The organism is Tritonibacter sp. SIMBA_163, from assembly GCF_046535935.1.
Classification (GTDB): domain Bacteria; phylum Pseudomonadota; class Alphaproteobacteria; order Rhodobacterales; family Rhodobacteraceae; genus Epibacterium; species Epibacterium scottomollicae.
The window spans coordinates 440,053-466,212 of sequence record NZ_JAWJBP010000001.1 but is presented as its reverse complement, the minus strand read 5'-3'; the positions used below and the strand labels follow the sequence as shown (position 1 = coordinate 466,212).

The window sequence follows — 26,160 nt, the reverse complement described above, 5'->3', positions numbered from 1 at the left end:
GCCAAGGATTTATGATAAAATTTGCCGGACGCGCTGCGTCAGCCAGCTGAGGTCGGGATCGCTGAGCCCGATTTCATCCAGATGGCCGGCCGTGTTGAACAGATACTCGCTGTTGGGACCACGCCCCCCCACGGCACGGGCGATGATCTGCGCCTGCTCTTCCAGCTCCAGATGACAGTATTGCACGTGATGCGGGTCGATCACGTAGACCACCGCGTTGACCAGCTCGCCGCTGGCAAGCTCCACGTCAAAGAAACGTTCGACATAGGCCGAGGAGATCAGCTCGCGTTCGCGCAGCGCGGCGAGGGTGGTCTCCTCGTGGCCCGGCTCCACTCGGAGCGCCAGCCCCTTGCAATGGGCATCCTCCTGCGCATCAAGTGCCAGCACCAGGCCCGGAACCTCCTCGCTGCCGCGATGGTGGATGGACCGCATGCAGAAAGATCGGGCGAAGCCATGCAGCGTTGCCACTTCGCTCTGCGCCACTGGGAACTCCGGGTTCCACAGGAGAGAGCCGTATCCGAATACCCACATCGTCATGTTACTGGTCCTTTTTTCCGTGCGCCTGTAAACAGCAAAACGGTTGGAAACAAAAGGGGCAGTGCGGCATGAAACGCGGGTTGAAGGTCCTTCTGGGGCTCTGTGTCATCTGGGTGCTCTATTGGGCCGTCGCGGAATGGGGCCTGCGTCAAAGCGTTGCGAACTGGTTTGAGACACAGGCGGCACGCGGCTGGCAGGTGGAGGTGGGCGGCATTGCGCCCCGTGGTGCGCTGGGGGGCTTTCCCTGGCGCCATGTGACCCGCATCGACGCCCCCACACTGGCCGATCCGGGCACCGGGGCGGCGTGGCGGGCAGACTGGCTGGAACTTCACAGCCCCGCGATCTGGCCCGGACGTCAGAGCCTGCGGTTTGCCGATGGAGATCAGCGTCTGTCCTATTTTGACCAGACCGTCGTGATCGGCACTGAAGGGCTGCGCGCGGATCTGTTCCTCGCGCCCGGTCTTGCACTGGAGCTCGAAGAGCTAGGGCTGAGTTCGGGCGCGTGGCGCATCGGTGATGGCGAGACCATCACGCTCAGCGCCGAGGATCTGGATCTGCGCATGGTGCAAGGCGCTGAGCCGGAGGCGTATCGGATCGACATGCAGGCCCGCGCCTTTCGCCCCGGCCTCCGCCTACGCCGTCTGTTGCGGGCCGCGCCCGAGCTGCCGCAAACATTCGACACTCTGACCCTGCAGGCAGATGTGACGTTCGACACCGCCTGGGATCGCAGCGCACTGGAGGACCGTCGCCCGCAACCGCGCCGGATCGACCTTGATCGGCTTGAGGCCCGATGGGGCCAGATGCGGCTGAAGAGCACCGGAACGCTGGATGTGGATGCCTCGGGCGTCCCCACCGGCGAGCTGGCGCTGCAGGTGGAAGCCTGGGCCGAGTTTCTGGATATGGCGGTGGATACCGGCTTCATCACTCCTGGGGCACGGGATCAGACTGCACGCGTGGTGGCGATATTGGCGCGCGCCAGCGGCAACCCGGAGGATCTGGACATCACGCTTGGCTTTCGCGGTGGCTACATCACCATCGGCCCAATCCCGCTTGGCCCTGCCCCGCGCTTGATCATCCGCTGAGGCTGCGCAAGGGCTAATGGTGGGGCTCCCGCCCCTGTTCGCTGCGCCCCTGCGGGGCACATCGCTCCGCGTTGGGCATGGCGCCGGGCCCTTCGGCCCGGCGCCGCAGCCTGTCCCGATCCGGGACAGGCTGCCCGGCCCAACCCCGCCAAGGGGGAGGCCCACGTCAGGGGGCGTGCACCTGCGGGGGCGGGAGCCCTGCCCTAGCGATTTTGCCCGGACGACTCAGCGCTGACTGCGCGGCGCGACCCACAAGATCCGCGACGATGCCCTTAGCGACAGTAGCGGCCACTGCGATGACGGGCTGTGTCGAGGTGAAAATGATCGCGGTGATAGATGTCGGCCTCCGGTCCCAGCACCGTGTGGAACGGACCGCAGGCGGATTTCCACATGCGACGCAGGGCCTTGCGGGTGGGCTTGTCGAGCCAGCCCTTGAGGACACTCACGGTGGTGCCATTCTCCAGAGTGAACCCGGAGATGTCGATCGCCCGCCCGCGACCGTGCTCAGAAATTTTAGCGCCGGGCCGGTTGTTGCGGGTGCGGCAGCTGTAATGCGCGGCCACCCGTAGCCGCACCACGCGGTTGGACCGGCCAAAGGCCGTTTCCACATCCCGCGACACCCATTTGTTCAGCGCCTTGGCAGTGTCGCACGTCATCAGCGCCGGTGTGCTGAGCGCAACCCCGGAGACCGAGCGTACCCGCACCGCGTTCTTGGCACCACAGCCCTTGAGCTTGCCAGGGATGTCGCCCGCGACCTCACCCTGAATGTCCAGGACGCCGCAGACCGAGCCGCGCCGTTTTTTGGCGCGACCAAACAGCACCTGCTGCATGAACTCCGGTGTGCGCATCATCGGGCGCAGGGTCGCCCCTGGCGCCACCGGACTCAGATCCATCGGGCGCGCGGCGGCGGCCAGGATCTGTGGCGACACGGGGCGGATCTGTGGGCGCAGCTGAGCCGCCAGCGATGGCATGACCACGGCGGCAGCCGCCGCGCTGACTACGGTAGACGCAGACAGGTCAGAGATCTCCGCCAGTGCCACCTCTGTACCTCGTTCAAGCGGTGGCCGCGGGGTGGTTTCCGGCGCAGCAGTGGTGACATTGCTGGCCGCATGGAGCAAAACCAGCGCAACCCCGGCCAGCCTCATATGCGCCCGCACGCTCATTTCTTCGGCCCACGCCCGAAGTCCGGCGCATCCGTGTCCTGACCAGCCTCGATGATGCCGCGACGGATCGCACGGGTGCGGGTGAAATAGGCGTGCAGATGTTCACCGTCGCCGGTGCGGATGGCACGTTGCAGGGCAAAGAGTTCCTCGGTGAAGCGACCGAGGATTTCCAGCGTCGCATCCTTGTTGGTCAGGAACACATCGCGCCACATGGTTGGATCAGAGGCCGCAATCCGCGTGAAATCGCGAAAGCCCGCGGCGGAATACTTGATGACCTCACTATCCGTGACCCGGCGCAGATCATCGGCCACGCCAACCATGGTATAGGCGATGAGGTGTGGCGCGTGGCTGGTCACCGCCAACACCAGATCGTGGTGGTCGGCGTCCATTTCCTCCACATGCGCGCCCATGCCCTCCCAGAGCGCGCGAAGACGGGCCACCGCCTCTGGGTCGCTGCCCTCTACCGGCACCAGCAGGCTCCAGCGGTTGTCGAACAGTTCGGCAAAGCCCGATTCGGGCCCGGAGTGTTCGGTGCCGGCCAGCGGGTGGGACGGGACAAAATGCACCCCCTCGGGGATATGCGGCGCGACATCCTCGATCACATGGCGCTTCACCGATCCCACATCGGAAAGGGTGGCCCCCGGCATCAGCGCCGGTGCGATCTCGGCGGCGACAGCGCCCATCACGCCGACGGGCACGCAGAGCACCACCAGGTCGGCGCCCTCGACGGCCTCTTGTGGCGTGTCGCAGATGCGATCGCACAGGCCGATGCGGCGGGCAGTGTCGCGGGTCTCGGCGCTGCGGGCATAGCCGGTGACCTCGCCCGCAAGACCGGAGCGTTTCATCGCCCAGAACATCGACGAGGCGATAAGCCCCAAGCCGATCAGCGCCACGCGGTTGTAGACGGGTTTAGCCTGCGCTTCGGTCATTCTGTGCCCTGCCCGGATTTAAACGCCTTCACGGCCGCAGCCACGGCGCGGCAGGCGGTCTCATCCCCGATGGTGATCCTCAGCGCGGTGGGCAGGTTATAGCCTGCCACCCGGCGCACGATCAGGCCGCGGGCCTTGAGGAAATCATCGCAGGCCTCGGCCTCGGACTGGCTGGCAAAGCGGGCGAGGATGAAATTAGTGCAGGAGGTATCCGACGGCACGCCCGCCTCGGCCAGTTGATCGGCAAGCCAGCCGCGCCATTTCGCGTTCTCAACCCGGCAGGCCTCCACGTAGTCGCGGTCGCGCACCGCCGCCTCCGCCCCCGCCAATGCGGTGGACGAGACGTTGAAGGGCCCGCGCACACGGTTCAGCACGTCGATGATCTCGGCCGGGCCATAGCCCCAGCCGATGCGCGCACCACCAAGCCCGTAGATCTTGGAGAAGGTCCGCGTCATCACCACATTGTCGCGGGCCTCGACCAGCTTTGCACCGGCATCAAAGCCCTCGACATATTCCGCATAGGCACCATCCAGCACCAGCAGCGCGCCCTTGGGCAGGCCATCGGCAAGCCGGGCCACCTCGGCCTCGGAGATCATGGTGCCGGTGGGGTTGTTGGGATTGGCGATGAAGACCAGCTTGGTCTGCGGCGTGCAGCCTGCCAGAAGCGCGTCCACATCGGTGACACGCTCGCGCTCCTTGACCTCGACCGGGGTTGCGCCCGCGGCCAGCGCAGAGATGCGGTACATGGCAAAGCCGTGCTCGGTATAGAGCACCTCGTCGCCCGGACCAGCGTAGCATTGGCAGAGGAAGGCGATGATTTCGTCACTGCCCGCGCCGCAGATGATGCGATCCGCGTCGAGCCCGTGGGTCTCGGCAATCGCAGTGCGCAGGGCGATATGGTCGGAACTTGGGTAGCGATGCATCTTGGCCGCAGCCTGGGCCATGGCCTCCACCGCCTTGGGGCTGGCGCCCAGCGGGTTTTCATTGGAGGAGAGCTTGGTCACATTGCTCACCCCGTCCACATGGGCCGCGCCCCCCTGATACAGGGCGATGTCCATGATACCGGGTTGCGGCGTGATTTGGGTCATATCGGTCGAGCTCCTTCGCGAACCCGTCTCTCATAGCGGTCTGAAGGCGATGGGAAAAGCGGCAACTGCGCGCAGGCCTACACCAGTGGCGCGCAATCCGGGATGGGAGGGCGTGCTCCCGCCCGTCGTCCCTGCCCGCAAACGGACAGATCCTCCCGTTGGGCCGGGCCGCGCCGCGCGCCCCAAAAGGGGCGCGCGGCGCGGGTCGCCTCGGGCACAGCCCGAGGCGAAACCTCTCAATTCAACGGCTCATGCAAACACAGATATCCGATGCGCTACGTCTTTAGGCAGCGCGCGGCTGGAACCGGGCGGTGCTGGGATCAGCATCATAGGACGCGGCGATTTGTTCCGCCTCCGCCACCAATTTAGCAACGCTTTCGATCACATAATCCACCGTTGCCTCCTCCATCAGGTAGGAGAAGTTGAGCCGCACCCAGCCGGGTTTCTGCAACTCGCGCCCCGCCAGAAGATCGCCGAGCAGAGCCTCGGACTGCGGCTGGTCGATCTCCAGCAGCCGGTGCGCATAAGGTCCTGCGCAGGCACAGCCACCGCGGGCCTGGATGCCATAGACATCACTCAGCATGCGGGTGAAGAGCTGCTGATGCACCGGTGCACCGGAGGCCCCACGCACCGTAAAGGAATAGATCGGCAGCCGATGTGCGCTCTCATGACCCAGCAGCGTCAAGCCCGGCAGCGCCCCCCATGCCGCGCGGGCCTTGGCCGCATACTGCGCCTCGCGCGCCTCGATATACTCCTGCCCCACCGCTTCCTTGACCAGAAAGGCCAGCGCGGCGCGGATGTCACCAACCACATTGGGCGTGCCCGCCTCTTCGCGCGCAGCAAGACTGTCGGCATAGCGATGCGACCAGGGTGACACGAAGCTGACTGTGCCGCCACCGGGCCAGGAGGGCATGGTCGAGCGCACCGCCTCGCGGCGCAGGATCAGCACCCCGGAGGCACCCGGACCACCGGGGAATTTATGCGGCGAGACCACTACGGCGTCCTTTGGCTCGGCGCCATGCTCCCCCATGTCGATGGGCAGATAGGGCCCGCCCCCGGCATAATCCCAGACCGCCCGCGCCCCATGCGCCCGCAACAGCCGGGTCACCGGGTCCGGATCGGTGACGATCCCCGTGACATTCGAGGCCGCCGAGAAGCTACCGATCATCAGATCCGCATCCGCATGATGCAGCAATGCCGCCTCCAATGCCGCCAGATCGACGCCGCCCTCGGCGCCCTCGGGGATTTCCACCACCTCGGCCCGGCTCTCACGCCAGGGCAGGATGTTGGAGTGATGCTCATAGGGGCCGATGAAGACCACCGGCCGCTCCACCTGCTCGACACCAAGCAGTTTCACCAGTCGGTTCAGCCCCGCCGTCGCCCCGGAGCCGGCAAAGATCACCTCGCACGCCTGCCCCGCGCCGGTGAGCCGCGCAATCTCGGCCCGGGCCTCGCGGCGCAGGCGGGTCACATATTGCCCGCAATAGGAGGCTTCGGTGTGGGAATTGGCGTAAAACGGCAGCAATTTCTCGGCGATGAACGCCTCCACCGGGCGCATGGCGCGGCCCGAGGCCACGTAATCCGCATAGACCAGCGGCACATCGCCGTTCAGGCCGGGGATCATCACCCCCTCGCCGATCAGCGTTTCAGCCAGCTTGCCCGCATACGCGGTGTGTTTGATCGCCGTTTTGAACTCTTGCAGGATCATTTTTGCGCCCTCATGGTTATTTTGCTCATCATAGACCACCTAAGCAGGGTCATTTTCACAAAACATCACAGGTGACAGCGATAATTCGCTATCATATGATCGAGAAATGACAAAAACCGTAGATCAGATTGACCGCGACCTCCTGCATATCCTGCAAAGAGACGGCAGCCTGTCGCAGCGCGACCTAGCGGAGCGTGTCGGCCTGTCGCAGAACGCCTGCTGGCGGCGGCTCCGGGCCTTGCAGGACAAGGGTATTCTGCGCGGCACCCGGGCGGAGGTGGATCGCAGCCAGCTGGATCTCGGTCTGGTGGTCTTTGTCATGCTGCGCACCCGGCATCATTCGGCAGACTGGCTGGCGCAGTTCCGGCGCCATGTGCTGACCATTCCCGAAGTGGTGGATTTCCATCGCATCGGCGGCGATTACGATTACCAGCTGAAGGTGGTGACCCGCGACATGGCCAGTTACGACAAGGTCTATCAGCGCCTGATCGGCGGCGTGGAACTGGACAGCGTGACATCCTATTTCGCGATGGAGACAATCGCCGAGGGGCGTCCGCTGCCGGTCTGAGGCTCAGTCGCGCGGCAAATGGAATGCTTTGCCGACGCCACCGGGTTCAGAGCGATGGTCGACAAACCCCATGGCGGCGTAATAGCCCAACCCTTCTGCATTTGCGGCACCGATGAGGGCGTCAATGGCGGGCAGTCCGGCCTGCCGTGCCGCCGCCGTGGTGACGGCAAACAGCCCCCGCCCGATCCCGCAACGCGCCGCGTTTGGATGAATATGGGTGCCGATCACGCCCCAGCCCACCGGGGCGCCATAGGGGTTTCCGGGCACCGCGCGCTTCAGCGACTGAAAGCCGAGCACCACGCCCGTTTCATCGGTCGCAACGGTGCAGGCCAACTGGTCGGGATGGCGGATGTAATGCGTCCGGACAAAGGCGGCATCCCCCGCCTTGCGCCGCTTGCCAGCCCTGCGCAGCGCCTCGAGCACGGCGGAGAGACCCGCCGCATCCGAAAGCTCTGCTGGGTGATACGTGATCTGCATGGGCTCTTCGGTGGCTCCGGACGCGCGGATCAGTGCCCAAAGACCGCGTTGGGCATCCAGGTCGGGCGTTTGCCCGCCGGCGCGGCCCGCATGTGCAAACAAGCCGTGTTGGTGCGCTGGAACCAGAGCGCCTGCAGCGGATACCAGCCCGCTTGCGGCACCTCGACCTCTACCGCAAATGTCTCCTCGCAGGCCTGACGGCCATCAAATTCGCCAACAAGCTGGCCGCCCACCACGGCGTGCAGCCCGTCGTTGGTCAGAAAATCGATGGTATAGACTCCGGCCGCGTCAAATCGCACATAGCCCCGAATATCGGCCACCACCCGTTCGGCCCGCTTGGAGGTGAGGACATTCTCGCCCAGCTCGGTGTCGCGGTAGTCCAGCCCTTTAAGCGGCGCGCCCTGTTCGACCTTGTATTTCAGCGCGTTGCGGGCCGCGCCCAGGCTCTTGACGTCCGAGGGATAAGCATAGCGCACCGAAAGCCCCGGTTTCAGCCCCGAGGGCTGCGGGTCTGCGGGTGTCAGCTGCACCGGGGCGGCGACCGCGGCGGCGGCCAACCCGGCAATCAGCCCGGTGGCAAGCGTGAGGGTCCGAAGGGTGGCGGATATGATCGACATGGTGAACTCCCAATCTGTCCGGACCACGTATTTGTTCTGGGGTTGAGGCCGGTGTCAGGGGCACCATAGGCAGCAAACCCGCGATGACCCAAGAGATTCCTGACGTCATGCGGCGCGCAAGCCCACCCGCTCCACACAACAGAAGAAAAGCCGCCCCTTTCGGGAGCGGCTTTTGCAAATCTCGTATCCGATACGCCCTGCGGGCGACAGGATCAGTTCTTGGCGTAGAATTCGACCACGAGGTTCGGTTCCATGATCACGGGGTACGGCACGTCGGCCAGCGAGGGCGCGCGCACGAAGGTGGCGGTCAGCTTGGAGTGGTCGGCTTCGATGTAGTCAGGCACGTCACGCTCGGCCAGTTGCACGGCCTCGAGAACAGCAACGTTCTGCTTGGACTTGTCGCGCACTTCGATGACGTCACCCTCTTTCACACGGTAGGAGGGGATGTTGACGCGCTTGCCGTTCACCAGCACGTGGCCGTGGTTGACGAACTGACGGGCCGCAAAGACGGTCGGCACGAACTTGGCGCGGTAGACGACGGCGTCCAGACGACGCTCCAGCAGACCGATGAGGTTTTCACCGGTGTCGCCCTTCACACGCTCGGCTTCGCCGTAGATGCGACGGAATTGCTTTTCGGTCAGGTCGCCATAGTAGCCCTTGAGCTTCTGCTTGGCGCGCAGCTGGATACCGAAATCGGAAAGTTTGCCCTTGCGGCGCTGACCGTGCTGGCCGGGGCCATATTCACGACGGTTCACCGGGGATTTTGCGCGGCCCCAGATGTTTTCGCCCATGCGACGGTCAATTTTGTACTTGGCAGACGTGCGTTTGGTCACGGCTGTTCTCCTTTATATTTGGCTCCGCGACTTGCTCCGAAAACCGGTTCCCAATTTTCAGGTTGCGGACGCGAGCGACACACAACCGTCAGAACCAGATCAGGCTCGCCACGGCGATAAAGGGCGTTGTCCTCTTGGGTTTGGATCTTGCGACCCTCTGCCATGACAGGCATTCCCTTGCGGGAGCCACCAACACCAATGAAGCCGCGCTTCTATAGGAACGCGCTGTGGTGTCAAGGGAGAAGCCGCGGATTATGGTCCCGCTCAATCCAGCGGCCATTGCCGCGCCGGGACCTTCGGTCAGGTCACAACAGCGGATCTGCTGGGACACTGGGACTGGATGCCCTGCCCGCCCTCACAAATCCCGAAACACAGCGCGATCAACGCGGCGGCGCTAGGCTGCGTCATGCAGCAGAATGGCCGCCTCCGAGGCAGAGAGATTGCGACGGGCGAAACCGCCGTAGCTGCTCGGGTCGCCTTCGATATCCGGCAACTGCCGCAGCAGCCGCTTGCGATCAGAATCATCCAGCGCCGACAGCGCCGCGTGGGCCGGATGAAAGCTCTCTGTCTCCACTCCGTTGGCCCAGAGCACCTGATGATTCTCCAGTAGGAGATGGACATAGGTCACTTCTGTCACGGCGCGGTCCACCTGGATCGTGCGGTCATTCACCAGATCACGCGCGGCCACCAGAACTTCCGGCTCATTGAACAGCGCCTGCGCCGCAGGGCCGCGCAACAACATGCGGTGTTCGGGAGAGACCAGCAGCTCCTGTTCGGGGCGGTCAATGCCAAGCGCGCCCGCGCCGATGCGCACCGGACGCAGCTGCGGCATCACGAAGAGCCGCGCGCCCGTCATGCGCCGCGCGCCGATCCAATGTATCATCTGGACACCGTTGTCGCGGGTCTGCACCCGGTCGCCCTCACGCAGGGTTTCGACGGTTCTGGGCCCATCCGGTGTGGCGATGCGGGTGCCGGGGGTAAAGCAGATCACCCCAGGATCGCGCGGCGCCTGAGCCACGCCCAAGGACCCAAGCGCATGATGTACGACCCAGAGATCGGTGTGGCGCGGCGGCATGTCATCGACAAACATCAGCAGAGGTGGTCGCCCCTTGCCGGCATCAATCACGGTCACCGTATAGCTGCGCACCCCATTGGTGACGACAAAGCTGCTGTCCATCACCGGATCCTTGACGTTGATCGCATGAATATCAGTGCGATTCTGCACGGCTGCGCCAACAAGACGACGCACCGAATGCGCCGCGCGCCGGCGGAGATCCTTTTCGCCATCTGCCATGTCGAGACGCAATAGGTCCGACGGTCCATCCACGCGCAGGGCATCCCCATGCCATGACCACGCGGCACCGACATCGAGCGCAGATATCGGCGCTGCCTCGAGACCGTCGATTTCTGTCTGCGTCCAGGAAATGACAAACGTGCCACGAAAGCCCGTCTTCATGCTCTAGCCTGCCTCAGTCACTGCTTCTTATTTTAACGAAGCGTTAACAAATTGAGGCGCGGCGGGAAAGTCCTCACACGGGGGCCAGGGTCACTATTCCCAAATGAACCGTGATGAAATGGCCACGTCACCCTCTCCTGCGGGGGCGCGGGATAGCGGTGATCTGCGCCACGACCCGGCGAAACGACAGGACGAAGCAACAAAGGCACGCCGCGTCACGGCCGGGCTTGTTCTGGCGCTTGCGGGGAAGATTCGGGATCAGTCGGCACTATCTACCGCTGGCACCACCGGCCCCTCTGCCTTGACCCAGCCGGAGAAGCCGTCGCTGATATGCGCCGCCTCAAATCCGATGTCCTGCAACATCGCCACCGAAAGCGCCGAGCGCCAGCCGGACGCACAGTGAAAGACGAACCGCTTGTCCTCCTTGGCGAAGATTTCCTTGAAATAGGGGCTGTCGGGATCCACCCAGAACTCCAGCATGCCACGGGGGCAGTGAAAGCTGCCGGGAATAAAGCCCGTGCGCTGACGCTCGCGCACGTCGCGCAGATCGACAAAGATCACGTCGTCGCGCCCATGCAGCGCAATCGCATCCGCGCTGTCGATCTCCGCGATGCGGGCGCGGGCTGCTGCCACCATGTCCGCCGATGAGGTCTTGAGCTTGGCCATCATGTCGCCTCCTGCTGTGGGTCGAGCCCTGCTGCGTTTCCAGCACTCTAGGCCCAGTCGGAGCGCTGCGCCAGCCCGTGTCACGCAGCCGATTGACAGGCGTTCTGCGCTGCCCCAGTGTTCCCTGCAGGCTCGGCGGGCATCCCCGCTCCGGGCGCACCCCTAGCATGTGAGGCGTCCAACGTGAGCGCAGACACGTCCATTTCCCTGTGGGACCGCTCGTCCGCAGAACCCACCCATTCCGAGCCGCTGCAACAGGATGCGCGAGTCGACGTGGCCATCGTCGGTGGCGGCTACACCGGCCTGTCAACCGCGCTGCACGGGGCGCTCAAGGGGCTGTCGTGCCATGTGCTGGAGGCCGAGGAGATCGGCCATGGCGGCTCCGGGCGCAATGTCGGGCTGGTGAACGCCGGGCTGTGGCTGCCGCCGCAGGAGGTGGAGCACCTGCTGGGCCAGCGCCATGGCGCCGCATTGGTGCGGGAATTGGGGGATATGCCCGACTACGTGTTCTCGCTGATCGAGCAATATCAGATCCGCTGCGAGGCGACCCGCGCGGGCACCATCCACGCCGCCCATGCGCCCTCGGGCCTGCGCGACCTGGAGGCCCGCGCCGCCGCCTGGCAGGCACGCGGTGCGCCGGTGCGCCTGCTGAGCGCGGCAGAGACGGCGGAAAAGACCGGCACAGGCAAATTCCACGGGGGCCTGCTGGATGCCCGCGCCGGCACCATCAACCCGATGGGATACGCACGCGGACTGGCCCGCGCGGCAAGGGCGGCAGGGGCGGAGATCTCCACCGGCACCAAGGTGCTGTCGCTGGTCAAGGACGGCGACAGCTGGAAGGTCGAGACGGAGCGCGGCGTCATTACCGCAGGCCGGGTGGTGCTGGCCACCAATGCCTATAGCACCGGACTGTGGCCAGGACTGGAACAGAGCTTCACCCCGATCCAGTTCTTCCAGCTGGCCACCGCTCCTCTTGGCGAGGAGGCGCAGGCGATCCTGCCCGAGGGGCAAGGCCTGTGGGACACCGGCAAGATCATGTTCTCGCTGCGCCGCGATCAGGCCGGGCGGTTGATCATCGGCTCCATGGGGTCAGTGGTGGGCGGCACCACGGGTCTGTCGCGCCGCTGGGCGGAGCGCAAGCTGCGCCGTCTGTACCCGGACCTCGGGCCGCTGAGATTCGAGGACGCCTGGCACGGGCAGATCGCCTTTACCCCCGACCATCTGTTCCGCATTCACCGGCTGGATGACGGGCTTTACACTCCGGTGGGCTACAATGGCCGCGGCATCACCACTGGCACGCTGTTTGGCCGGGCGCTGGCGGAGCTGTTCTCCGGCGCACCGGAAGAGAGCCTGCCACTGCCGATCACCAATCTGGTGCCGGACCGGGGCCGCGCGCTGAAGGCACCGCTCTATCGCACGGCCTTCCTTGCCAAACAGACCGCCGAAAGCCTGCTCTGATCCGGCGGCCCTGGATCAGCCCGGGTCAGTTCGATCAGCCGGGAGTGTCGTCCCAAACCAGATCCAAGGCCGCGTTGATGTCGCGGGCGGCCTGCTGCAGCGCCTCCAGATGCAGCGCCGCAAAACCTTTCACCGGCTTGTAGGTCCTGAGCCACAGCACCGAGATCCCGCCAAGCACCTGCCCGCGCGCCTTGATCGGCACCGCAATGGCGCGCAGGTCAGTGTCCCACTCCCGGTCGCTCAGATGCGCCGGCAGCCGCTCGGCATAGCCCTGGGCGCGAATCTGCGCGATCCGCTGCATCAGCGTGGCAAGGTCCAGGCCAAAACGCACCGGCCCCCAGTGCCGGTCGGTTTTCAGCGCCTCATAGATGGCGGCAATCTCGCCGTCGCCCATTGCCGCCAGACAGGCCAGCCCTGTGGCTGAGCCGAAGTGGCTGACCTGACGGTTGATCTGACCCTGTTCGACGTGGAAATTGCTGGCCTGCCGGGTGCTGTCGATGATGCGCATGCTGCGCGCCTCGCGGATGTGGATGTCTGACGGCCAGCCGATCTGCTGCGTCAGCGCCAGCGCCCGCGGGATCGCCGCATCGGCCATCTGCAACATACCCTTCGGCATCACCTCGCCGGAGATATCGGGAAACACCAACAGCGTGCGATAGAGCTGATCCGCCAGCGAGCGGCGCACGATCTTGCGCTGGATCAGCGTCTGCAGCAACCGCCGGATGGTGCTCTTGGGCAATCCGGTGGCGCGGTGCAGATCCGCCAGCGACATGGCGCCCTCGCGCGCGAGCGTTTCCAGGATCTCGATCCCGCGATCAAGTGAGCGGTTTTCCTTCAGCATGGCCCCTCATGCCACCCTGCGGCACGATTTGACAAAGGTTTTCTGCGCCCTCTGCCCTCTTCTAGGCTTGGTGCCGACACCACGGGAGCAGCGCGCGCCATGAATATCCTCTTCATCATGTTCGACCAGCTGCGGTTCGACTATCTGAGCTGCGCCGGTCATCCGCATCTGGAGACGCCGCATATCGACCGGCTGGCACAGCGCGGCGTGCGGTTTACCAATGCCTATGTGCAGTCGCCCATCTGCGGCGCGGCCCGGATGAGCTGCTACACTGGGCGCTATGTGTCCAGCCACGGGGCGCAGTGGAACAATTCGCCCTTGCGGGTGGGGGAATGGACCATGGGCGATCATCTGCGCAAGGCGGGCATGGGCTGCTGGCTCATCGGCAAGACACATATGAATGCCGACACCGAAGGCATGGCCCGCCTTGGCCTCAGCCCCGACAGCGTGATTGGCGCACGCCAGGCGGAATGTGGCTTTGACGTCTGGATCCGGGACGATGGTCTCTGGGCCGAAGGTCCAGACGGGTTCTATGACCAAAAACGCAGCCCCTATAATGAGTACCTGAAATCGAAGGGCTACGCGGGCCATAACCCCTGGCACGACTTCGCCAACGCGGGGCTTGAGGGCGAAGAGATGGCGTCTGGCTGGTTCATGGCCAATGCGCGCAAGGCCGCGAATATCAAGGAGGAAGACAGCGAGACCCCGTGGCTCACCACCAAGACCATCGAGTTCATTGAGCAGGCCCAAGGGCCATGGTGCGCGCATGTGAGCTATATCAAGCCGCATTGGCCCTATATCGTGCCCGCACCCTATCACGACATGTACGGGCCGGAGCATGTGCTGCCCGCCGTCAAAGACCCCGCTGAGCGCGACGATCCGCACCCAGTCTACGGCGCCTTCATGGGCAATGCCATCGGTCAGGCCTTCTCGCGCGAAGAAGTCCGACAGGCGGCGATCCCGGCCTATATGGGCCTCATCAAGCAATGCGACGACCAGATGGGGCGACTGTTTCAGTACCTAGAGAACACGGGCCGGATGGAAGACACGATGATCGTGGTGACCTCGGATCATGGGGACTATCTGGGCGATCACTGGCTGGGCGAGAAGGATCTCTTTCACGAACCCTCCGTGAAAGTGCCGATGATCGTCTATGATCCCCGGCGCGCGGCCGATGCCACCCGTGGCACCTCCTGCGACGCGCTGGTGGAAAACATCGACCTGCTGCCCACCTTCGTGGAGGCCGCAGGCGGCGAGGTGGCCGATCACATCCTGGAGGGCCGCGCACTTACACCGTGGCTGCATGGCCAGACGCCCGAAGAATGGCGGGAGTATGCGGTCAGCGAATACGATTATTCCGGCACGCCGATGAGCGTGAAGCTGGGGATTGCCCCCCGCGATGCGCGACTGTTCATGATCACCGACGGGCGCTGGAAGTTCATGCACGCCGAAGGTGGCCTGCCGCCAATGCTGTTTGATCTGAGAAACGACCCGCAAGAGCTTCACGACCTTGGCCGCAGCGCCGATCATGGCGCGGTGATCGATCTGATGTATGCCCGTTTGGGCCAATGGGGACGACGCATGTCGCAGCGCCTCACCCGTTCCGACGCGCAGATCATCTCCGGGCGTGGGGCCTCGCGCGGCAAGGGCATCCTGTTGGGAGTCTATGAGGCGGATGACGTGCCAGCTGACTTAACCCAGAAGTATCGCGGCAAACCTCCCAGCTGACCAAACGCAGGGCACAATTCGCCAGTCCTAACCGCCACGCCGGGGGCACTCCCGCCCGTCCAGCAGGGATCACAGATCCCCTTGCCCGGTTGGGCCCGGCGCCGCGCTGACGCGCGGCGTGCGCTTACCCTGCCTTTCATCTTTTCCCAAATATCTCGGGGGTGAGGGCCGCAAGGCCCGAGGGGGCAGCGCCCCCTTGCGCCCGGACCCTGTCCGGGCGCTGGGCCCAAGGTCGCCAACGGATCCTGCCGCGGGCTGGGCACCTGCGGGCGCGGAAGCTCTCCCCGGTCGGCACACGATAGCTCAGCTCACATCATAGCCCAGCGCGCCGATCGCCTCTTGCAGCGCCTTCACGAACAGCCGCTCCAGCGGTGTCGGCTCCGCATCCTGACGCTGCATCAGCCCAACCGGCCCCTTGGTGAGCGAGGTGTCAAACGGCAGCCGGATCAGCCGCCCGTCCGCCAGCTCGTTGCGGACCACCCCATGCGAGATCATCCAGATCGCATCCGTGTCCCGCGCATGCACCCGGGCAAAGGCGCCGGAGACCGTCTCGATCCGCTGCGGCGGTTCGGACAGCCCGTGACTGATCAGCCAGCGTTCCACCTGCGGGCGGATGGCAGCGGTGGTGGGCGGAAAGATCACCGGCCAGCGGGCCAGGTCGCTCAGGTCGGGCGCCGCCAGACAGGGATGACCCGGGCGCACCACGCAGACCACCTCCTCGGTATAAAGCTGGGTGAAGGACACCCCCTGCATCGACGCGGGATCGCCAAGCCGCCCGATCACCATGCTGACCGCGCCGCTGCGCAACAGGTCCACCAACATGCCATGCGGCCCGTCCGAGAGCCGCAGCACCGCTTCCGGTGCCAGACGGCGGAACCCCTCGGCGACCTTCGGCAGCAACCCCGCGGCCACGCTCGGCAAGGCCCCCACGGTGACTTCCTGCCGCAGCACGCCGCCACGGGTGCGGTCGACACTTTCCAGCCCGTGATCCAGCGCCGCCAGGCTCATCGCCGCAAAATGCGCAAAGACCTCGCCCGCCTCGGTCAGCTCCACCCCGGCGCGACTGCGCAGCAGCAGCGTGGTGCCGAGGATCTCCTCAAGCTCCTTCAGGGTGCGCGACATCGCTGGCTGGGTCAGGCCCAGATGCTCCGCCGCGCCCTTGAGACTGCCACGCGCCACCACCTCCGACAGGCATTGCATATGCCGGACCTTCACCTGCCGAGAACGTTGATAGTTTACCATATCGATATGTATATTCGCGGATAACTCATTTTTGAATACCGAAACGGCATGATACGCTCATCTGGAAACAGGGAGGACATCAATGCGGACTCAGGTGGTGATCGTCGGCGGCGGACCGTCGGGCATGTTGCTGGGACAGCTGCTGCATCTTGCGGGTATTGACACCGTAGTGCTGGAACGGCGCAGCAAGGCGCATGTCCTCAGCCGCATCCGCGCGGGGATCCTGGAACAGGGGCTGGTGGAGCTGATGCACAAGGCCGGTGTCGGTGCGCGGCTGGACCGGGAGAGCTTTCGCCATGAGGGCACACTGATTTCGCACAACCAAGACCTGTTCGGGATCAATTTTCAGGCGCTGATCGGCAAATCGGTGGTGCTCTATGGTCAGACCGAAGTCACCCGCGATCTCTATGAGGCACGCGAAAAGGTTGGCGCGCAGACGATTTTTGACGTGTCGGATGCAGCCATTCACCACGCGGACACCGATGCGCCCTATGTGACCTTTCACAAGGACGGGCAGGAACAGCGCATTGATTGCGATTTCATCGCCGGGTGTGACGGATTCCATGGCGTCAGCCGCCGCACCATTCCGGCCTCCGTGCGCACCGAGTATGAAAAGGTCTACCCCTTCGGCTGGCTCGGCATCCTGTCGGAAACCCCGCCGGTCAACGACGAGCTGATCTACGCCAATTCCGAGGACGGTTTTGCGCTGTGTTCGATGCGCAATGCCAGCCTCAGCCGCTATTACGTGCAGTGTTCGCTGGGCGATGACGTGGGCGATTGGACCGACACGCGGTTCTGGGACACCCTTCGCCGCCGCCTGCCTGCCGAGGTGGGCGAGGCGCTGGTGACCGGCCCGTCGATCGAGAAATCCATCGCACCGCTGCGGTCCTTCGTCAGCGAGCCGATGCGCTGGGGGCGGCTGTTCCTCTGTGGCGATGCCGCCCACATCGTGCCTCCCACCGGGGCGAAGGGGCTGAACACCGCCGCCTCGGACGTGCATTATCTCTATACCGGCCTGCTGCAATTCTACCACGACAAGGACAGCGAAGGCCTTGACCGCTATTCTGAAAAAGCCCTCGCTCGGGTCTGGAAGGCGGAGCGGTTCAGCTGGTGGATGACCTCGCTTCTGCATCGGTTTCCGGACCAAAGCCCGTTTGATGTGAAGATGCAGGCGGCGGAACTGGCCTTCCTGCGTGACAATGAGGACGCACAGCGGGTGCTGGCCACCAATTACGTCGGGCTGCCCTACTGATGCGGGTGGCGCAGTTGACAGATGCGGCGCTGCACTGGCGCGAGGATGGCCCCCCGGAGGGGCCTGCGGTGGTCTTTGCCAATTCCCTTGGCACCGATCTGAGGCTTTGGGACGCGGTGGTGGAGCGTTTGCCGCAGCACCTGCGGCTGATCCGCTACGACATGCGCGGCCATGGGCTGTCGAGCTGCCCGCCTGGCCCCTATTCCATCGACACCCTTGCGGGCGATGCGCTGGCGCTTCTGGAGCATGCGGGCGTCGAGACTTGCGTCTTTGTTGGCCTCTCCATCGGCGGCATGATCGGCCAGGCGCTGGCCGTGCGCGCGCCGGAACGCATCTCGGCACTGGTGCTGTCGAACACCGCCGCCAAAATGGGCGAGCCGCAGATGTGGCAGGACCGGATTGCCGCGATCGAGGCGGACGGGATTGCGGCCCTGACGGATATGATCCTAGAGCGCTGGTTTGCGCCCGACTTCCTGCAGACGGAGGCGCATCTTCCCTGGCGGCATATGCTGGAGCGCACGCCGCAGGCAGGGTACGTCGCCTGCTGCCAGGCCATCGCGGGCGCTGATCTGAGTGCGACCAGCCAATCGCTGACCCAGCCGGTGCTGGGCATTGCCGGCAGTGAGGACGGCGCCAGCCCGCCGGCGCTGGTGGAAGCAACGCTGGAGTTGATCGCCGACGCCCGCTTCACCCTGATCGAGGACACGGGCCACCTGCCCTGTGTCGAAGCCCCCGACGCCTATGCTGGCGCGCTGACCGATTTCCTGAAGGAGCTGGGCCATGTCTAAACAGCCCCCCAACGACCGCTACATCAGCGGCATGCAGATCCGCCGCAAGGTGCTGGGTGACGCCCATGTGGACCGGGCCGAGGCCGCCAAGACCGCATTTGATGCGCCGTTCCAGACATTGATCACCGAGACCGCGTGGGGCAATGTTTGGGCCAGCGAGGCGATCAGCGACCGGGAGCGGTCGATGCTGACGCTGGCACTGCTGGCCGCGCTGGGGAATTTCGACGAGATCCCGATGCATATCCGCGCCACCGCCCGCACTGGCGCCAACAAGAGCGACGTGCTGGAGGTATTCCAACATGTGGCGATCTACGCAGGGGTGCCGCGCGCCAATCACGCGCTGAAACTGGCCAAGGAGACTTACGCTGAAATGGAACAGGAAGCGGGCGAAGAATGACCAACGGCTATGTAAACCGCGACCGGCGCTGGCATCCGCCCAGCCTCACGCCCGACTACAAGACATCGGTGGCGCGCGGCCCGCGCCATGCGCCGCTGTCCTTTCCCACCACTTTGGTCGAGGAAACCGGGCCGGTGTTCGGCCACGATATGTTGGGCGAGCGAGACAACGACCTGATCCTGAACTTTGCCGAGGACGGTGGCATGGCAATCGGCCCGCGCATCATCGTGCATGGGCAAGTGCGCGACGAATTTGGCCGCGGTGTGCCCGGTGCCCTCATTGAGGTCTGGCAGGCCAATGCGGGTGGGCGCTATCGCCACAAGAAGGAAAGCTACCTGGCTCCGCTGGATCCGAACTTTGGCGGCTGCGGGCGCTGCATCAGCGACGAACAGGGGTTTTACGAATTCCGCACCATCCTGCCCGGCCCCTACCCCTGGCCCAACACGATGAACGACTGGCGCCCGGCGCACATCCATTTTTCCATCTTTGGTGCGGGATTTGCCCAGCGCCTGATCACCCAGATGTATTTCGAGGGCGACCCGCTGATCTGGCACTGTCCCATCGTCGACACCATCCCGACCCGCGAGGGGATCGAGAGCCTGGTGGCGGCATTGGATATGGCGCGCACGATGCCGATGGATGCGCGGGCCTACAAGTTCGACATCACCCTGCGCGGGCGACGCCAGACATTGTTTGAAAACCGCATGGAGGGGCTTTGACCATGGTGCAACCTTTGGAGCGGCTGAAGGAATCCCCGTCGCAGACCGCCGGACCTTACGTGCACATAGGCTGCACGCCGAATTTCGCCGAGATCGAAGGTGTTTATCCGCAAGACCTCGGCCATGAGATGATCACCGGCGACGTGCAGGGTCAGCGTATCCGCATCACCGGCCGCGTCATCGACGGCACCGGCACGCCATTGCGCGATGCGATGATCGAGATCTGGCAGCCAGATGCGGCGGGGCTGTTCAACTCCCCTGCCGAGACGCGCGGCACGGCAGATCCAAACTTCACCGGCTGGGGGCGCTGTGCCTCCGATATGGCGACGGGCGAGTTTGCCTTTGACACGGTCAAGCCCGGCGCGGTGCCCTTTGTCGATGGGCGGATGCAGGCGCCGCATGTGACGCTCTGGATCGTGGCGCGGGGCATCAACCTCGGCCTGCACACGCGGATGTATTTCCCCGACGAGGCAGACGCCAACGCCGCCGACCCGATCCTGAGCCGCATCGAACACCAGACCCGCGTCAAAACCCTGATTGGCGAGGATCAGGGCGACAATCACTACCATTTCGACATCCGCCTTCAGGGGCATAATGAAACCGTGTTTTTCGACATCTAAGGCCAGATCATGAGCAACCCTTGTATCCTCTGCGTGGCGATCACCGGCTCGCTGCCCACCAAGGCCAACAATCCGGCGGTGCCGATCACCGTGTCCGAACAGATCGAGAGCACCCATGAGGCGTTCGAGGCTGGCGCCAGCATCTGCCACGCCCATGTGCGCAATGACGACCAGACCCCCTCCTCCGATCCGGAGAAATTCGCGGCGCTGAAGGAAGGGCTGGAGAAACACTGCCCCGGCATGATCCTGCAGTTCTCCACCGGCGGGCGATCTGGCGCGGGCAAGACGCGCGGCGGCATGCTGCCGTTGCAGCCCGACATGGCCTCCCTGTCGGTGGGGTCGAACAATTTCCCCACCCGCGTCTACGAGAACCCGCCGGATCTGGTCGACTGGCTCGCCTCCGAGATGCAAACGCATCACATCACGCCGGAGGTCGAGGCCTTTGACCTCAGCCATATCCTGCAGGCGATCCGGCTGCACCGGGAGGGTGCGCTTTATGGCAAGCTCTATGTGCAATTCGTGATGGGGGTGCAGAACGCCATGCCCGCCGATAAGGAGGTCTTTGACCTCTATGTCGATCTGGTCAAACGCCGCGCACCGGAGGCCAATTGGTGCGCGGCAGGCATCGGGGCCAATCAGCTGGTGGTCAACGAATGGGCCATTGCCGCCGGGGGTCACACGCGCACGGGGCTGGAGGACAACGTGCGGCTGGATCGCCAGACGCTGGCGCCCTCCAATGCGGCGCTGATCCGGCGCGCGGCGGAACTGTGCGACAAGTATGAACGCCCCGTCGCCACGTGGCAGCAGGCCCGCGAGATCCTTGACGTGCCACTGCGCGGCTGATCTCCTTTCCCCATCGCCGCATTCAAGGAGTGTTTGCCCCGTGAACCCGCTGACCTCGACCAACCCCTATTTTGCCGGCCTCTTTGCTGATGAGGCGATCACCGGGCTGTTTTCCGGTGCTGCCACGGCGGAGGCCTTTCTGGGCTTCGAGATGGCGCTGACCCGCGCCGCCGCCGCAGTGGGTCAGGTCGAGGATGACCTCGCACGGCGGGCGTTGGCGGCGATGACGGATTTCACCCCCGACACGGCAGCATTGCAGGCGGATCTGATGGTCGATGGCATGGCGGTGCCGGGCTATGTGCGGCAGCTGAAGGCCCATGCGGGGGCCGAGCTTGCCGCTGCGATCCATCCCGGTGCCACCAGTCAGGACTTGATCGACACCGCGCTGGTGCTGGCGATCCGTGCGGCAAACGCGATCTACCTGTCCCGGCTGGACGCGTTGAGCGCCGCACTGGAGGAGCTGGGGCGGACACAAGGTGAGAACGCTCTGATGGCGCGCACCCGGATGCAGGCGGCATTGCCGATCACTGCCGGGCACCGGATCACCACATGGGCCGCGCCTGTGGAGCGCCACCGAGCACGGCTGGAGGTCTTGCGCCCCGAGGTGGAGCTGTTGCAGTTCGGCGGTCCGGTGGGGGACCGCCAGCGCAGCCATCCCCATGGCGACGCCATCGCCCGTCTCATGGCGACCGAACTGGGGCTGAGCGCGCCTGAGCGCGCTTGGCACACGGAGCGCGACGGGCTGGCGACATACGCCAGCTGGCTTTCAGCCCTGACCGGCAGCCTCGGCAAGATCGGGCAGGATATCTGCCTGATGGCGCAGCAGGGCGTCGATGCGCTGGCGCAGGAGGGCGGTGGCAGCAGCTCTGCCATGGCGCATAAACAGAACCCCGTGACGGCAGAGCTGTTGGTGACGCTGGCGCGCTACACCGCAGGCCAACTGCCGTTGATGCATCAGGCGATGGTGCATGAGCAGGAACGCTCCGGCGCCATGTGGACGCTGGAATGGATGGTGCTGCCCGCAATGATGTCCAGCACCGGCGCGGCGCTGCGTCTGGCCACCGAACAGGTCCACGCGATCACCCGCATCGGCGAGGCCCCGTCGCCCGCCTGAGCGCACGTCCGAAATTTTTTTCGAAAAAATTCGCCATCGGCTGCATCCAAATGCGGCCCTGGCGGAGTCTCCTCCCTGACAGCACGCGGATGGTCCGCGTTTTCGTCAAACAGAGAGGAGCTTTTTATGCATTCCCTTAAGACCGCTTTTGTGACCGCATCCATTTTCGCAACCGCGCAGCTGGCGCAGGCTGACGACCACGCCGCACCGATGGCGATCGGGCTGAGCGGCGACAACATGCTGCATATGATCAACGCCGAGACCGCAGGTGTCACCGGCTCCATGCCGGTCAAGGGCGTCGACAAGCTGCTTGGCATCGATCTGCGTCCGGCCACGGGCCAGCTGATCGGCGTCACCTCCACCTTTGACATTGTCGAGATTGACCCGATGACCGGCGAAGCCACGGTGATTTCCACCATGGACAAGGAACTGCCGATCGCCGAGGGCGCGCCGGTAATCGTGGATTTCAACCCCAAGGCCAACAAGCTGCGCTTCATGAGCGGCACCACCAACCACCGCGTGGACATCGAGAGCGGTGCTGTGACCGTGGACGGCTCGCTGGCGTTTGAGGGTGCCGACATGCACGCGGGCGAGGCCCCGGCCATCGTCGCGGCGGCCTATATCAACTCCTACGGTCAGCCGGACACCACTGCGATGTACGACATCGACGCAACCATCGTGGCGCTGATTCAGCAGACCTCGCCCAACGACGGCACATTGGCGGCAATCGGCAAACTCGGGATCGACGGCAGCGACAGCTATGCCTTTGATATCGCGACCGACGCAGAAGGCAAGAACACGGCATGGCTGGCGACCGACGGCATGCTGAACACAGTGTCGCTGGAAACTGGCGAAATCCTTGAAAGCTGGGAGATCAAGGAGGCCGACGCGCCATTGCGCGACATCACCTTCATGACCGCCATGTGATTTTCGGGTTGCACCCCGGAACGTAATTCGTGCTAAGGTTGTGTTAGTACGAGTATCTCCCCGTGATGCAGTTCATCACGGGGAACCGTTTCCCCGGGGGCCGTCGGGTCAATACCTGATGCCCCCCGGCTCACTGATTTCTCAAGACATCATGACGTTGACCGCATCCCCCTGCCCTCATACGGTTCACCAAAGCATGCCGTTCTCCCCCTCTGCGGGGCCAACGCATGAGGCAATGGACGCATTGAATGCGCAGATGGACGAGGACAGGCGATTGAGCGACTTGGCAGACCGGATAGAGGCCTGCGCATTGGGCGACAGGACCGCGCTACGCGCAATCATGGATCAGGAAGGATCACGCCTGCTGGGTATTGCCCTGCGCATGCTACGGCGTCGGGATCTGGCGGAAGACGCCCTGCAGGAGTGTTTTGTCTCCGTCTGGCGCAAAGCCCATCAATTCGATGCCAGCCGGGGCGGCGCGCGCGGCTGGATCACCACCATTCTGCGCAACCAATGCCTGACGATGCTGCGCAAGGAGAGCTGGGAAATCGCTGAAAGTGCCGACATACTGGAGCGACGGCAGGATGAGGAGGTCGTGATGGACGCCTATGGCAGGCTGGACATGAACAGCGACCTGCGCCGCTGCCTCGACCGGCTGGAGCCTCCCAAACGGGTCGCCATCCTGCAGGCCTATGTGCTGGGCTACACCCATGGCGAGATTTCGGGCCGCCTTCAGGCACCGCTCGGATCGGTCAAGGCCTGGGTACGGCGTGGACTGATCGCACTGCGGGAGTGTTTGGCATGAGCGATCATCAATCCCTGATGGATTTGGCGATGGAGGTTGCCCTTGGCCTTGCAGATGAGGCCGAAGCCGCAGAGCTGGAAGCCCGCGCCCTGCAGGATCCGGAGGCCGCCGCCGCCCTGAGCCATGCGCGTATGCGGCTTGCCGAACTGGACGACACCGCAACGCCGGAAACGCTGCCCGCAGATATGTGGGACCGGGTGACACTGCGCCTGGACGAGCGAGGTTCTGCGGTTGGCGTGCCCCCCGGAACAGTGCCGGAATTCGACGCCGAAACAGATACCATCCTGCCCGCAAATGAGCCCCATGCGCCGCGGTCATGGTTCATGGCGGCCTGCACCGGACTGGCGGCCTCGGTCATGTTGGCGCTGGCACTTGGCTGGGTCGTGATGACGCGTCCCGATCCGACCGTGATTGCGGTGCTGATCAATGACACCACTGGCGAGGCCGTGGCGTTGGTTGAAGGCACGGAGGCAAACCTGACTCGCGTTACCCTGCTGGGGCAGACCGCCGTACCGGAGGGACAGGTGATGCAGGTCTGGACCAAACCGGAAGACGACGGCCCGCCAGTCTCGCTTGGCCTGCTTGCCGATAACCGCGGCACCGCGCTTGCGGTTGACGGGCTGCCACCGCCGGGACCGGAGCAGCTCTATGAGATCACGTTTGAACAATCGGGGGGCTCTCCCACCGGATTGCCCACCGGGCCAATCCACGGCAAGGGTTTTGCGAAAGAACCGCTCTGACAGTCAAACCACATATTCAGCATGAAAAGGGGCGCCATATGGCGCCCCTTTTCATGCATCTACTGCATCCCCCCTGTCAGAAGCGAATGCTAAACGTTGCCTCAGGCTGCCGCTTTGATCGGCTTGTCAGCCTTGGACGTTTTGTCCTGCTTGGCAGACTTGTCCTCGATCAGCACCTTGTGCAGGGCGCTGATCACCGGCTTCAGATCCTCACGCTCAACGATGAACTGTACGTCCACGTTGCGCGGCCCCTGCGAGGCCCCAAGGCTGGCCAGCCCAACATCGGCGATCGCCTGCAGACCACGTGTCAGCACAGACAGCCCCTTGAGGTCGCGTCCGATGGCCGAGGCCATGGACAAAAGCCGCGCCGAAATCTCGGCGTTGGGATAAATCCGTGCCAGATCCTTTTCGACCCGCTTCAGTACGGTCAGCGAGGTGTCGAGGTAGTGGGTGATCGTATTGGCGTTCGAGGTCTTGGAGACGATGCGCACATCGTGACGCGTCAGAACCTCAAGGATCGAGGCATCATATCCCTTCACCCCGACCATATCCTGTTCGAACACTTCCAGCGCGATGATATCAAGGCCGGTGATCATCTCCACCGCCGGGCTTTCTGCCGGCTTGTCGTCGATCAGCGTGCCGGGATCTTCCGGCTCGAACGCATTGGTGACGCGCAGCGGCACATCGGCCTGACGCAGGGTCTTGGCCGCCTTGGGGTGGATCGCCTCCATCCCCATGTTCGACATCTGGTCCGCCACATCATAGTTGGTGTGACCCAGCTTTTTCGCCACGCCTGCGCCCACCAGTTTCGGGTCAGCGGAGGAGAGGTGGAATTCCTTGTGGATGATCGCCTCACTGGCGCCGGTGAGGGCTGCCAGACAGGAGAAGGTCACTTCGGAATAGCCGCGATCAAACTCCCGCATCAACCCTTCGACGCATTGCGCGTAGCCGGTGACGATGGGCATCTCGGTGGCGGGGTCAACATCTTCGAGCGCCTTGGAAATACGTTCCTCCAGCGTCACATCGCCCTCGTCACGCCAGCCGGACAGATCCACGAAGCGCGCATTGACGCCGCCACGCTGCAGCAGGAGCGCGGTAACGAATGCGGAATGCGCCTCGCCCAGCCCCGACAGCAGTTCGCGGATCTGCAGCATGTGTTCAGCCAGGCGAAAGTGGCCATAGCTGCACAGGCGCTGCAGGTCGATCAGGCAGTTGCGCGCGCCCTCGATGCGTTCGGCGACAAAGGCATCTGCCTGCGTCACGTCACCGGCATTTTCGAGCACCGCCTCATGGGCCTTGCGCATCTCGTCGCCCACACGGCTGAGCGCCTCATGCCAGCCATGGTCGGACTCTGCGTCGGCAAACCGGGCATAGACGCCCGGCTCACCAGTCTTCTTGTGTTCGAGCAGGAGGTTGGTAATGCCCCCGAACGCGGAGACCACAAAGACGCGGCCATAAAGGCCAGCCGCGCCGCGGCCACCGGTAAACAGCGTATCCACCAGCTCGTTCACGCGGGACATCGAAGTCCCGCCGATTTTTTCAACGGTATGTGTCATGCGTCA

The 26,160-nt window shown here is 64.4% G+C and carries 27 protein-coding genes; 14 read left to right on the top strand and 13 right to left on the bottom strand.

Translation table 11 applies throughout. From position 1 onward, the window contains the following. Nucleotides 1–9 precede the first annotated feature (9 nt). Complete coding sequence (locus tag R0J92_RS02130; protein WP_106163046.1) at nt 10–537, bottom strand: gamma-glutamylcyclotransferase; 528 nt, start codon at nt 535–537, stop codon at nt 10–12. Between the two features lie 68 nt (nt 538–605). On the opposite strand from R0J92_RS02130, the gene R0J92_RS02125 reads away from it, so the two are divergent. Beyond that, the gene (locus R0J92_RS02125) at nt 606–1,619 is read left to right on the top strand and encodes a DUF2125 domain-containing protein (protein ID WP_411050572.1); all 1,014 of its coding nucleotides are present in this window, start codon (nt 606–608) and stop codon (nt 1,617–1,619) included. 272 nt (nt 1,620–1,891) lie between these two features. On the opposite strand, the gene R0J92_RS02120 is transcribed toward R0J92_RS02125, so the two are convergent. From R0J92_RS02120 to R0J92_RS02105, 4 genes are all read right to left on the bottom strand, one after another. Continuing rightward, complete coding sequence (locus R0J92_RS02120; protein WP_411050571.1) at nt 1,892–2,782, bottom strand: extensin family protein; 891 nt, start codon at nt 2,780–2,782, stop codon at nt 1,892–1,894. Beyond that, nucleotides 2,779–3,711 carry a prephenate/arogenate dehydrogenase family protein gene (locus R0J92_RS02115; RefSeq protein WP_411050570.1) on the bottom strand — a complete coding sequence of 311 codons (933 nt, stop codon included), beginning with the start codon at nt 3,709–3,711 and terminating at the stop codon, nt 2,779–2,781. The genes R0J92_RS02120 and R0J92_RS02115 overlap by 4 nt, the downstream gene beginning before the upstream one ends. Further along, nucleotides 3,708–4,799 (bottom strand): histidinol-phosphate transaminase, encoded by a 1,092-nt coding sequence (hisC, locus tag R0J92_RS02110; RefSeq protein WP_106163050.1) that lies wholly within the window; start codon nt 4,797–4,799, stop codon nt 3,708–3,710. The genes R0J92_RS02115 and hisC overlap by 4 nt, the downstream gene beginning before the upstream one ends. 283 nt (nt 4,800–5,082) lie before the next feature. Continuing rightward, a complete protein-coding gene (locus R0J92_RS02105) occupies nt 5,083–6,507 on the bottom strand; it encodes an aminotransferase class V-fold PLP-dependent enzyme (protein WP_411050569.1) in 1,425 nt (474 codons plus the stop codon). Nucleotides 6,508–6,613: 106 nt separating this feature from the next. Here R0J92_RS02105 and R0J92_RS02100 point away from each other — a divergent pair, with 106 nt between their 5' ends. Continuing rightward, nucleotides 6,614–7,075, top strand: a complete 462-nt coding sequence (locus R0J92_RS02100) for an Lrp/AsnC family transcriptional regulator (RefSeq protein WP_411050568.1) — start codon at nt 6,614–6,616, stop codon at nt 7,073–7,075. A 3-nt stretch (nt 7,076–7,078) separates the two neighbouring features. On the opposite strand, the gene R0J92_RS02095 is transcribed toward R0J92_RS02100, so the two are convergent. The 5 genes from R0J92_RS02095 to R0J92_RS02075 form a co-directional block, all read right to left on the bottom strand. After that, complete coding sequence (locus tag R0J92_RS02095) at nt 7,079–7,552, bottom strand: GNAT family N-acetyltransferase (protein WP_411050567.1); 474 nt, start codon at nt 7,550–7,552, stop codon at nt 7,079–7,081. Between the two features lie 29 nt (nt 7,553–7,581). Beyond that, a complete protein-coding gene (locus R0J92_RS02090; RefSeq protein ID WP_411050566.1) occupies nt 7,582–8,169 on the bottom strand; it encodes a PA14 domain-containing protein in 588 nt (195 codons plus the stop codon). A 212-nt stretch (nt 8,170–8,381) separates the two neighbouring features. Beyond that, complete coding sequence (rpsD, locus tag R0J92_RS02085; RefSeq protein WP_106163055.1) at nt 8,382–9,002, bottom strand: 30S ribosomal protein S4; 621 nt, start codon at nt 9,000–9,002, stop codon at nt 8,382–8,384. 394 nt (nt 9,003–9,396) lie between these two features. Then, complete coding sequence (locus R0J92_RS02080; RefSeq protein ID WP_106163056.1) at nt 9,397–10,458, bottom strand: Hint domain-containing protein; 1,062 nt, start codon at nt 10,456–10,458, stop codon at nt 9,397–9,399. A gap of 258 nt (nt 10,459–10,716) precedes the next feature. Further along, nucleotides 10,717–11,124, bottom strand: a complete 408-nt coding sequence (locus tag R0J92_RS02075) for a rhodanese-like domain-containing protein (RefSeq protein ID WP_411050783.1) — start codon at nt 11,122–11,124, stop codon at nt 10,717–10,719. 183 nt (nt 11,125–11,307) lie between these two features. On the opposite strand from R0J92_RS02075, the gene R0J92_RS02070 reads away from it, so the two are divergent. Further along, on the top strand, nt 11,308–12,582 hold the full coding sequence (locus R0J92_RS02070) for an NAD(P)/FAD-dependent oxidoreductase (RefSeq protein WP_411050565.1): 1,275 nt from the start codon (nt 11,308–11,310) through the stop codon (nt 12,580–12,582). Nucleotides 12,583–12,616: 34 nt separating this feature from the next. Here R0J92_RS02070 and R0J92_RS02065 read toward each other — a convergent pair whose 3' ends face one another. Beyond that, nucleotides 12,617–13,423 carry an IclR family transcriptional regulator gene (locus R0J92_RS02065; protein ID WP_411050564.1) on the bottom strand — a complete coding sequence of 269 codons (807 nt, stop codon included), beginning with the start codon at nt 13,421–13,423 and terminating at the stop codon, nt 12,617–12,619. 99 nt (nt 13,424–13,522) lie between these two features. Between R0J92_RS02065 and R0J92_RS02060 the strand changes: the two genes are divergently transcribed. Further along, nucleotides 13,523–15,151, top strand: coding sequence for a sulfatase-like hydrolase/transferase (locus R0J92_RS02060; protein WP_411050563.1), 1,629 nt, complete (start codon nt 13,523–13,525; stop codon nt 15,149–15,151). A gap of 303 nt (nt 15,152–15,454) precedes the next feature. Here R0J92_RS02060 and pcaQ read toward each other — a convergent pair whose 3' ends face one another. Beyond that, nucleotides 15,455–16,393, bottom strand: a complete 939-nt coding sequence (gene pcaQ / locus R0J92_RS02055) for a pca operon transcription factor PcaQ (RefSeq protein WP_411050562.1) — start codon at nt 16,391–16,393, stop codon at nt 15,455–15,457. Between the two features lie 82 nt (nt 16,394–16,475). Here pcaQ and pobA point away from each other — a divergent pair, with 82 nt between their 5' ends. The 10 genes from pobA (at nt 16,476) to R0J92_RS02005 (ending at nt 24,598) form a co-directional block, all read left to right on the top strand. Then, nucleotides 16,476–17,645 (top strand): 4-hydroxybenzoate 3-monooxygenase, encoded by a 1,170-nt coding sequence (gene pobA / locus R0J92_RS02050; protein ID WP_411050561.1) that lies wholly within the window; start codon nt 16,476–16,478, stop codon nt 17,643–17,645. After that, on the top strand, nt 17,645–18,433 hold the full coding sequence (gene pcaD / locus R0J92_RS02045; protein WP_411050560.1) for a 3-oxoadipate enol-lactonase: 789 nt from the start codon (nt 17,645–17,647) through the stop codon (nt 18,431–18,433). The genes pobA and pcaD overlap by 1 nt, the downstream gene beginning before the upstream one ends. Then, the gene (gene pcaC / locus R0J92_RS02040; protein ID WP_411050559.1) at nt 18,426–18,830 is read left to right on the top strand and encodes a 4-carboxymuconolactone decarboxylase; all 405 of its coding nucleotides are present in this window, start codon (nt 18,426–18,428) and stop codon (nt 18,828–18,830) included. Before pcaD ends, pcaC begins: the two co-directional genes overlap by 8 nt. Beyond that, entirely contained in the window at nt 18,827–19,549 is a 723-nt protein-coding gene (pcaH, locus tag R0J92_RS02035; protein WP_411050558.1) for a protocatechuate 3,4-dioxygenase subunit beta, read from the top strand. The genes pcaC and pcaH overlap by 4 nt, the downstream gene beginning before the upstream one ends. A 2-nt stretch (nt 19,550–19,551) precedes the next feature. Continuing rightward, nucleotides 19,552–20,169: a protocatechuate 3,4-dioxygenase subunit alpha gene (pcaG, locus tag R0J92_RS02030; protein ID WP_411050557.1), complete on the top strand. Its 618-nt coding sequence runs from the start codon at nt 19,552–19,554 to the stop codon at nt 20,167–20,169. A 9-nt stretch (nt 20,170–20,178) separates the two neighbouring features. Further along, nucleotides 20,179–21,012, top strand: coding sequence for a 3-keto-5-aminohexanoate cleavage protein (locus tag R0J92_RS02025; protein WP_411050556.1), 834 nt, complete (start codon nt 20,179–20,181; stop codon nt 21,010–21,012). A 40-nt stretch (nt 21,013–21,052) separates the two neighbouring features. Then, nucleotides 21,053–22,126 carry a 3-carboxy-cis,cis-muconate cycloisomerase gene (locus tag R0J92_RS02020; RefSeq protein WP_411050555.1) on the top strand — a complete coding sequence of 358 codons (1,074 nt, stop codon included), beginning with the start codon at nt 21,053–21,055 and terminating at the stop codon, nt 22,124–22,126. Between the two features lie 126 nt (nt 22,127–22,252). Beyond that, entirely contained in the window at nt 22,253–23,053 is an 801-nt protein-coding gene (locus tag R0J92_RS02015) for a DUF4394 domain-containing protein (protein ID WP_411050554.1), read from the top strand. A 274-nt stretch (nt 23,054–23,327) separates the two neighbouring features. Further along, nucleotides 23,328–23,858: a sigma-70 family RNA polymerase sigma factor gene (locus R0J92_RS02010; RefSeq protein WP_106163130.1), complete on the top strand. Its 531-nt coding sequence runs from the start codon at nt 23,328–23,330 to the stop codon at nt 23,856–23,858. Then, the gene (locus tag R0J92_RS02005) at nt 23,855–24,598 is read left to right on the top strand and encodes an anti-sigma factor domain-containing protein (RefSeq protein WP_411050553.1); all 744 of its coding nucleotides are present in this window, start codon (nt 23,855–23,857) and stop codon (nt 24,596–24,598) included. The genes R0J92_RS02010 and R0J92_RS02005 overlap by 4 nt, the downstream gene beginning before the upstream one ends. Nucleotides 24,599–24,699: 101 nt before the next feature. Here R0J92_RS02005 and R0J92_RS02000 read toward each other — a convergent pair whose 3' ends face one another. Then, nucleotides 24,700–26,154 (bottom strand): aspartate kinase, encoded by a 1,455-nt coding sequence (locus tag R0J92_RS02000; protein WP_106163070.1) that lies wholly within the window; start codon nt 26,152–26,154, stop codon nt 24,700–24,702. Between the last annotated feature and the right edge of the window lie 6 nt (nt 26,155–26,160).

Bases quoted from the DNA above. Each gene is read 5' to 3' on its own strand.
- R0J92_RS02130 (WP_106163046.1), bottom strand. From the start codon at position 537: ATGACGATGTGGGTATTCGGATACGGCTCTCTCCTGTGGAACCCGGAG.
- R0J92_RS02125 (WP_411050572.1), top strand. From the start codon at position 606: ATGAAACGCGGGTTGAAGGTCCTTCTGGGGCTCTGTGTCATCTGGGTG.
- R0J92_RS02120 (WP_411050571.1), bottom strand. From the start codon at position 2,782: ATGAGCGTGCGGGCGCATATGAGGCTGGCCGGGGTTGCGCTGGTTTTG.
- R0J92_RS02115 (WP_411050570.1), bottom strand. From the start codon at position 3,711: ATGACCGAAGCGCAGGCTAAACCCGTCTACAACCGCGTGGCGCTGATC.
- hisC (WP_106163050.1), bottom strand. From the start codon at position 4,799: ATGACCCAAATCACGCCGCAACCCGGTATCATGGACATCGCCCTGTAT.
- R0J92_RS02105 (WP_411050569.1), bottom strand. From the start codon at position 6,507: ATGATCCTGCAAGAGTTCAAAACGGCGATCAAACACACCGCGTATGCG.
- R0J92_RS02100 (WP_411050568.1), top strand. From the start codon at position 6,614: ATGACAAAAACCGTAGATCAGATTGACCGCGACCTCCTGCATATCCTG.
- R0J92_RS02095 (WP_411050567.1), bottom strand. From the start codon at position 7,552: ATGCAGATCACGTATCACCCAGCAGAGCTTTCGGATGCGGCGGGTCTC.
- R0J92_RS02090 (WP_411050566.1), bottom strand. From the start codon at position 8,169: ATGTCGATCATATCCGCCACCCTTCGGACCCTCACGCTTGCCACCGGG.
- R0J92_RS02080 (WP_106163056.1), bottom strand. From the start codon at position 10,458: ATGAAGACGGGCTTTCGTGGCACGTTTGTCATTTCCTGGACGCAGACA.
- R0J92_RS02075 (WP_411050783.1), bottom strand. From the start codon at position 11,124: ATGGCCAAGCTCAAGACCTCATCGGCGGACATGGTGGCAGCAGCCCGC.
- R0J92_RS02065 (WP_411050564.1), bottom strand. From the start codon at position 13,423: ATGCTGAAGGAAAACCGCTCACTTGATCGCGGGATCGAGATCCTGGAA.
- R0J92_RS02060 (WP_411050563.1), top strand. From the start codon at position 13,523: ATGAATATCCTCTTCATCATGTTCGACCAGCTGCGGTTCGACTATCTG.
- pcaQ (WP_411050562.1), bottom strand. From the start codon at position 16,393: ATGGTAAACTATCAACGTTCTCGGCAGGTGAAGGTCCGGCATATGCAA.
- pobA (WP_411050561.1), top strand. From the start codon at position 16,476: ATGCGGACTCAGGTGGTGATCGTCGGCGGCGGACCGTCGGGCATGTTG.
- pcaD (WP_411050560.1), top strand. From the start codon at position 17,645: ATGCGGGTGGCGCAGTTGACAGATGCGGCGCTGCACTGGCGCGAGGAT.
- pcaC (WP_411050559.1), top strand. From the start codon at position 18,426: ATGTCTAAACAGCCCCCCAACGACCGCTACATCAGCGGCATGCAGATC.
- pcaH (WP_411050558.1), top strand. From the start codon at position 18,827: ATGACCAACGGCTATGTAAACCGCGACCGGCGCTGGCATCCGCCCAGC.
- pcaG (WP_411050557.1), top strand. From the start codon at position 19,552: ATGGTGCAACCTTTGGAGCGGCTGAAGGAATCCCCGTCGCAGACCGCC.
- R0J92_RS02025 (WP_411050556.1), top strand. From the start codon at position 20,179: ATGAGCAACCCTTGTATCCTCTGCGTGGCGATCACCGGCTCGCTGCCC.
- R0J92_RS02015 (WP_411050554.1), top strand. From the start codon at position 22,253: ATGCATTCCCTTAAGACCGCTTTTGTGACCGCATCCATTTTCGCAACC.
- R0J92_RS02005 (WP_411050553.1), top strand. From the start codon at position 23,855: ATGAGCGATCATCAATCCCTGATGGATTTGGCGATGGAGGTTGCCCTT.
- R0J92_RS02000 (WP_106163070.1), bottom strand. From the start codon at position 26,154: ATGACACATACCGTTGAAAAAATCGGCGGGACTTCGATGTCCCGCGTG.